We start from the raw sequence: 6,712 nt of genomic DNA, 5'->3' as shown, positions 1-6,712 counted from the left end.
AGCTCCAGTTAGCTACTTAGTCCATTGACTTTAATTTGTTTTTAACTATCCTTAACTTGTCCTTGGGGACTGGTTTGCGGTATAATTAACCTACAAATTAAGAACAATGTTCAGTCGATTTTAACTTGGCGGTGAAAATCGACTGAATCTAAGTAGCTGCCTTATAGCTACTTGCTAAACCCAAAATCCCTGATTCCTCGTGAATCGGGGATTTTTCTGTTTAGCTTGATCTCTTTATTCGGTTGTTAAATTAATTTTAGTCTAGCATAGCGCTTACCAAGCGGCAACTTTATTTGGTCTTGTATACTTTGCCAGCTTTTGGTTGAAACCAGTAAGCGATAGAAGATACCAGTAAATATTCGAAAAGTAAAAATGCTTCGGGGTGTTTAAGCAAATTTCCATCAAAAACACTGAAAATCATGAGCATAAGCAACCCGCAAAAATACGTGATAAACAGGGACATTATTTGAAAAATTCTTACGACAATACGACGGTTACCACTGATTCTTTCAAATAATAGCTGTAACCAATACTGCATTGGAAATAACCACTGTCGAATAAAAAAGCGGTCATCTACCAGGTGCTTTTTTGCAATTCCAATGGCTGGGATTATCTAAAAGACAATAAGGCTGGCAAGCAAAAATGTAACATTTATCGAAATTCCCATAACAACTCCCCCCTTAAAGTGACATCACATATTTTTTATAAGCTCATTTAAAAATTTGGAGGCAGACTTAAAATTATGTTCTTTGGCTAGACCGTCAAGTCTTTTGCGTGCGCTAGGTTGAAGTGAAAAGGTATAGTTCTTAGTACGTTCCTCTTCATCTTTAAAAACAGGAATAACAAGTTTATCTTTAGTATCAGTTGGCTGTTCTGTTTCATTTTTTTGTAGTGCCTTTTTTATGTTTTTGTTCTCTGGATCGAATGCCATAGGTAGTCCTCCTTTATAATTCACATGCACACGCATTGAGTATACATGTGATTAATACGTGTACGAAACATTTATAGCTTTTCCGTGATTTCATTAAATGTTTTGTCCATACTATCAAAAAATTCATGTTGATCAATATATGTTTTGTGGTCTTCAGCCATTTTTGAAAGAGATTTTTTATCCAACGTTGAACGATTGAATAGCTCCTTTTCTGGAACTGTAGCCAATACACTGGGATCGCCTTTTAAGGCTTTTAATAACTCGCGAGATGATCTTGTGTTGTGTTTAATCATGTTGGCGATAAAAAATAATTTGGTCGTGACATAAGATTTTCTAGTAGAGTAATCAATGGCTTCTTTGCGTAATTCGTTAATTCTTTCTTCTAGGTTAAATTTTGCATTATACCCATGTTCGCTAGGTGTGATTGGACTAAGGATAGCATTACTAATGATTACTGCATTCTTGGTAGCAGTAGAAAAATCTGGGTGACAATCCAAAATAATATACTCGAATTTTCCTAAATTTAAACGTTCATAATTATCTGACAACCACATATAGAGGAACATGTTTTTGTTAGTCTTATTTTCAATGGTACGCTCAATATCGTCAAGGTGCATGTCTCCGGCAATTAGACTAATATAAGCACTTATTTCATGTATTTTGACTTTCCCTCGATCTAAGAAAATGTTGCCAACGGTGTCTTGATTGTCGTAAATGTTGTAAGTCTGGGTTAAATTACTTTGGTGGTCTAAGTCAATAAATAAAACATGTTTGCCATTTTTTGCTAACCATTCACCATAATTAAAAGCTAGGGTAGTTTTACCAACGCCGCCTTTTATAGCTGAAAATGTAATAATTTCCATTAGTGTCCCTCCTCATACATGCTAAGTAAGCTTAATAAATATCGCTACATGCATAATAACACATAACACGTATGTTTGCAAATGATGCATATACATTATATTCATGAATTATTAGTATACACTAGCTAAGTGCCCTATCTGTTACTTGGTAGATTGTAAAATTAATCCGACGCTGTTCGGATTAATTTTACAATCTACCATATTAATAAACTTTTTCGACTTTTAGAATTCTTTGCTAGTAAGGGCCGTCACGACCTGAATCAGGCGCGGATCGTCCGTATAACTTAGTTAATACTAGCAACAAGTTGGAGCTTGTCAATTAGGATTTTTAGTTGTATTCCTAATATACTTTGACATAATGAACACGTACAAGCATTTCAGCAATTGGCAGCACGACTACTAGCGCCCCTAAAGGAGAAGTCAGCATGACGAATCGAGCCGTCCTTAGCATGAGCACCATTGCCCTCGCCAGTACCGCCCTCGCTCTAATCCAACCCCAACGGGCACACGCCGAAACACCCCGGCAATCACCGACTGCGCAACTCGCCACAACCCATGATTCGTTAAAGACCACGCTTAAAACGACGGAACAGTCGGATCAACAATTAACGACCCAACTCACCACGTTACAAGCGGAAATCGAAACCGCTAAACAAGTGCTGGCGACCGCCACAGATCAGTTAGCGCATACCAAACCCGTTGATCAAGCGGCAATTGATGCGAATAAACGAGAAGTCGATGATCAAGTTGCACAGGTCCAGAAACAAACGCATTTTGTCGCGCAAATCAATCAAGACGAGCTTAGTCAAGACCGGGCCACAATTAAGTCCCCCGCGAAAGAAGTTGCCGCTAAAAAAACCGCAGCTGATAAAGAAAGCGATGCGACTAAAAAAGAAGCGTTGCAACATACGTGGTTAGAGGCCTTTAAAGATTTAAATGACCGACAAGACGCTATTCAACATCGTGACGAAGCCCCACAAGACCTTCAAGTTTGCAAGCAATCACTAGCGGACGCTCAACAAGAACGTCAGCACCTTCAAGCAGATCAAAAGGCCATGACCACCGCAAAAGAAGCCGTGACCACTGCGCGGGAACACCTTGCGACCCTCACGGACCAGCTTAGCGCAACCCAACGCAAACAAGCGGCCGTACGCCAACGATTGACAACGCTGACGACCTTGCTTGCAGCCGCTACGCCAGCTGCCCAACCAGCACCGGAGTCCAAACCGACGCTTAAAGAACAACAAAAACAACCGGCTCACGATACTGATCAGTCCGTAGACTCAGTAACCGACACGGCCCAACCAATAAAAAATGAGACCGCCCAGCAAAAAGCGGCCAAAGCCATGGCGTTACAGACGGAGCTACCTCAAACCAATGAACGGACCACTGGGTGGCTGGGTTTCATCACTGGATTTGGTTTACTCATCATCGCCGGAGTCCACCTGATGACCCGTCGATTCAGCCGTCACTTTAACAACTAATCTGGATAACGCGTCTCAGTAGCGTTTAACTATCAAATTTGCCGTTACATACTTGGTTTAAAGAAAGCACGATATTAATCATAATTTTTATAAATATCCGGTGCCAAGAGTCAATGAATTTTGATGACCGCCACCGGATATTTTATACTGAAAATTTTAGTTAATTCCTAATCATTAGGTAATTTGTTTCCTGTAGGTAACAAATTATCGCAGTGAAAAACATTCGATTGTGAGTTGGTTTGATGTCCCAAGAGGAAGAGACCAAAGCGGTCGTTGCTTTAATCAAAGCAAACCGCGACCAAGCACAAGTAGGCATTGACACCTTGATCAATAAAAACGCCGTTGCAATCCTTTATCCCTATGTTCGGGCCTTAGTATCAGGGATAACTAATGCGTCTAATGAATATCCAGCATTAATTTTACCAACTATCAATGTTTCACAGATACTAGGTGAACACAGTACCGACTTAGAAACTTCTGACTAACGATCAGGCCCGTTAAACCAGGGAAGTCGACCATTGCTATCATTGAATAGGCTTAAAAGGTGATTGACACCCGTAAATAAAAGCGCTAACATTAACACATAAATTAATGACGAATAATTCATTGGGATTGTTATAGCAAAGTTTCAGTGCTACACAAAACCCACTTAGTCGAGGGGCTAAGTGGGCTTTTTTTATTAAAAAAACGTCATTTAAGGGGGAGTGATGTGATGAAAATCAAAAAGATCCTGAACAATAATGCATTTATCACGCACACTGATGATCACCAAGAACTTATCGTTATTGGCAAGGCCGTGGCTTACGGTAAACACGTCAATGAGGAGGTTGATGAAAGTAAGATTTATAAAACGTTTGCTCCGGTTAGCCGTGGGGACCGAAAACTAATTTTAGATATGATCAACGATATCCCAATCCAGTTTTTCCAAATTGCCAAACGCATCGTTGATAAGGCCCAAGCAGATGATCATATCGACCTGACCGACAGCGTCTACATCGCCTTAACGGACCACATTGCGTCCGCTGTCGACCGAGCCAAGGAACACTTATTTTTAACCAACCAATTTATTTGGGAGATTCGCAGCTTTTATCCCAAAGAATTTTCGATTGGTCTCTGGGCATTACAGCTGATCGAACAACAGTGCGGGGTACCACTACCAGAAGACGAGGCGGGGTTCATTGCAATTCATATTATTAGCGGGGAACTCGGGAACCGGTTAGATGACTTTCAAGCTGTCGTCAACTTTATTAAGAAACTCACCAGCATCGTCACGTACCAACTGGCAATAGATATTGATCGGGAATCACTCGATTATAACCGGTTTGTCACGCACTTAAAATTTTTCTGGCAATACATGATGTACAACAATGAAAAACAATCCATTGGTGACCTCAGTAACGACATGCTTGCAATTATTAAAGGTAAAAAGGTCGCCGCGTACGAATGCGCGTTAAAGATTAAAACGTTTATTCACCAAACTTATAATTATGATCTTAGCAATGAGGACCTACTCTACATGACGATTCACATTGCACGGATCACCGAAAATACGGGGAGGCAACATGATGAAGTATGAAGCAATGAATCAAGCCATTATTAAGGGCGTCGGGGGACCGGGCAACGTCAAATCGGTCGTGCACTGTGCGACCCGCTTACGCTTTGTTTTGAATGATGAAAGCAAGGCGGACGATGATGCCGTCAAAAATATTCCAGGAATCCTACAACTCGTCAAAAAAGCTGGTCAATACCAATTAGTGATCGGCAATAACGTTGAAGATGTCTATAACGAGCTCGCTGATATGCTCGACTTAGATAACCAGGCCACGACCGCCGATTCGGGGAAAGACAATCGCAACTTATTTGATAAAGTGATCGGGACCATTACCGGTTCGATCGCCCCTGCAATTCCGCTCTTAGCTGGTGCCGGGATGGGGAAGGTGCTCCTTCTTATCTTAACGCTTACCGGGGTACTCTCCGACAAGAGCCAAACGTATCAAATGCTGAATTTGATTTTTGATACCGGCTACTTCTTCATGCCCGCGTTTATCGGGTTTTCCGCCGCCAAAATTTTTAAAACTAACCAATACTTAGGAGCCTTCATGGGCCTGGTTACGGTCAATCCGAACTGGACGGCCTTAATTGCGGCTGCCAAACCCGTTAGTTTTATTGGCATCCCTGTTCAGCTGGTCTCATACTCAGCAACCTTGATTACGGCCATCCTATCCGTTTGGATGATGTCATATATCGAAAAGTTTGTTAAAAAGATTACGCCAGGAATGATTAAAGTGTTTGCTGAGCCAATGCTAATCATGTTAATCACAGCGCCTTTAACATTTATCGTTCTTGGACCGATTGCCAACTTGATTTCTATGGGAATTGCCGCTGTAAGTATGTTCTTGTATGAACATGCTGGTTTCATTGCCATTCCATTGTTAGCAGCAGCTTATCCATGGTTGGTCTCGATTGGTATTCACAAGGCATTGAGCCCAATCAGTATTCAACTAGTTGCAACGCAAGGATTCGATCCAATCATCCGAGTGGTCGCACTTTGCTCGAACATGTCCCAAGCTGCAGCTTCATTAGCAGTTGGATTAAAAACTAAAAATAAGCAATTACGCGCTTTAGCACTTTCTTCGACAGTTACGGCTTATTTAGGTGGTATTACTGAGCCTGCAATGTTTGGTGTTAACTTGAAGTTAAAGAAGCCGATGTATGGTGCGATGATTGGTGGTGCCATTGCTGGATTATTTGCTGGATTTATGAAAATGAAGGCTTTTATTTATGTTACCCCCGGATTGTTAAGTCTACCGATGTGGGTCTCGAAGACGGAAAATTTTGTTGTGTTAGCCATTGCCACCATTGTTATTGCAAGTATCGCAACCTTTGTTGCCACTTGGCTCATTGGATTTGATGATCCAGTGAGTGATGAGACGACAAAAAAAGAACAAGCTGAGGCTGATAAAGTCGTAACGACTAAACACACAATCAACAGTCCAGTTGTCGGTGAAACACGGAAATTAAGTGAAGTGAACGACGAGACATTTGCGAGTGGTGTTATGGGAAACGGTATCGCGGTGATTCCGAGTGAAGGCCTGGTCGTTGCACCGGCCGATGGTATTGCATCCGCAGTATTTGACACTAGCCATGCAATTGGAATTCATTTGGATAATGATGCTGATTTGTTGATTCATGTCGGGATTGATACGGTTGAATTGCACGGCAAGTATTTTGAAACCTTAGTCAAGAAAGGTGAACGCTTTCATGAAGGACAGCCACTGTTGAAGTTTGATTTGGAGAAAATCAAGGCTGCCGGGTATGATCCTACCGTGATGATTATTGTATTAAATACAAAGGATTTCTTAGAAGTCTTGCCCGTACCGGAATCGAATCAATCTGTAAAAGTTGGTAATAACTTGTTAATGCTGGCATAGTTG

At 41.3% G+C, this 6,712-nt stretch carries 6 protein-coding genes; 4 read left to right on the top strand and 2 right to left on the bottom strand.

Annotated features, from left to right (window positions below; all coding sequences use genetic code 11):
- Positions 1-691: 691 nt before the first annotated feature.
- Both LP667_RS15955 and LP667_RS15950 read right to left on the bottom strand, forming a co-directional pair.
- Complete coding sequence (locus LP667_RS15955; protein WP_010011603.1) at positions 692-931, bottom strand: hypothetical protein; 240 nt, start codon at positions 929-931, stop codon at positions 692-694.
- Positions 932-1,002: 71 nt separating this feature from the next.
- Positions 1,003-1,794 (bottom strand): ParA family protein, encoded by a 792-nt coding sequence (locus LP667_RS15950; RefSeq protein ID WP_016527412.1) that lies wholly within the window; start codon positions 1,792-1,794, stop codon positions 1,003-1,005.
- Between the two features lie 425 nt (positions 1,795-2,219).
- On the opposite strand from LP667_RS15950, the gene LP667_RS17180 reads away from it, so the two are divergent.
- The 4 genes from LP667_RS17180 to LP667_RS15930 all read left to right on the top strand — a co-directional run bounded on the left by LP667_RS17180 (position 2,220) and on the right by LP667_RS15930 (position 6,709).
- On the top strand, positions 2,220-3,278 hold the full coding sequence (locus tag LP667_RS17180) for a hypothetical protein (RefSeq protein WP_225428800.1): 1,059 nt from the start codon (positions 2,220-2,222) through the stop codon (positions 3,276-3,278).
- A 242-nt stretch (positions 3,279-3,520) separates the two neighbouring features.
- The gene (locus tag LP667_RS15940) at positions 3,521-3,763 is read left to right on the top strand and encodes a protein-export chaperone SecB (protein ID WP_003590066.1); all 243 of its coding nucleotides are present in this window, start codon (positions 3,521-3,523) and stop codon (positions 3,761-3,763) included.
- Between the two features lie 227 nt (positions 3,764-3,990).
- Positions 3,991-4,854, top strand: a complete 864-nt coding sequence (locus LP667_RS15935; protein ID WP_056988615.1) for a PRD domain-containing protein — start codon at positions 3,991-3,993, stop codon at positions 4,852-4,854.
- Positions 4,844-6,709, top strand: a complete 1,866-nt coding sequence (locus LP667_RS15930) for a PTS beta-glucoside transporter subunit IIBCA (protein WP_056988614.1) — start codon at positions 4,844-4,846, stop codon at positions 6,707-6,709. The genes LP667_RS15935 and LP667_RS15930 overlap by 11 nt, the downstream gene beginning before the upstream one ends.
- Positions 6,710-6,712 lie beyond the last annotated feature (3 nt).

The organism is Lactiplantibacillus paraplantarum (genome assembly GCF_003641145.1).
In the GTDB taxonomy this organism is placed as follows: domain Bacteria; phylum Bacillota; class Bacilli; order Lactobacillales; family Lactobacillaceae; genus Lactiplantibacillus; species Lactiplantibacillus paraplantarum.
Note: the sequence above shows the minus strand (reverse complement) of the source record. Positions and strands in the feature narration are given on the sequence as shown.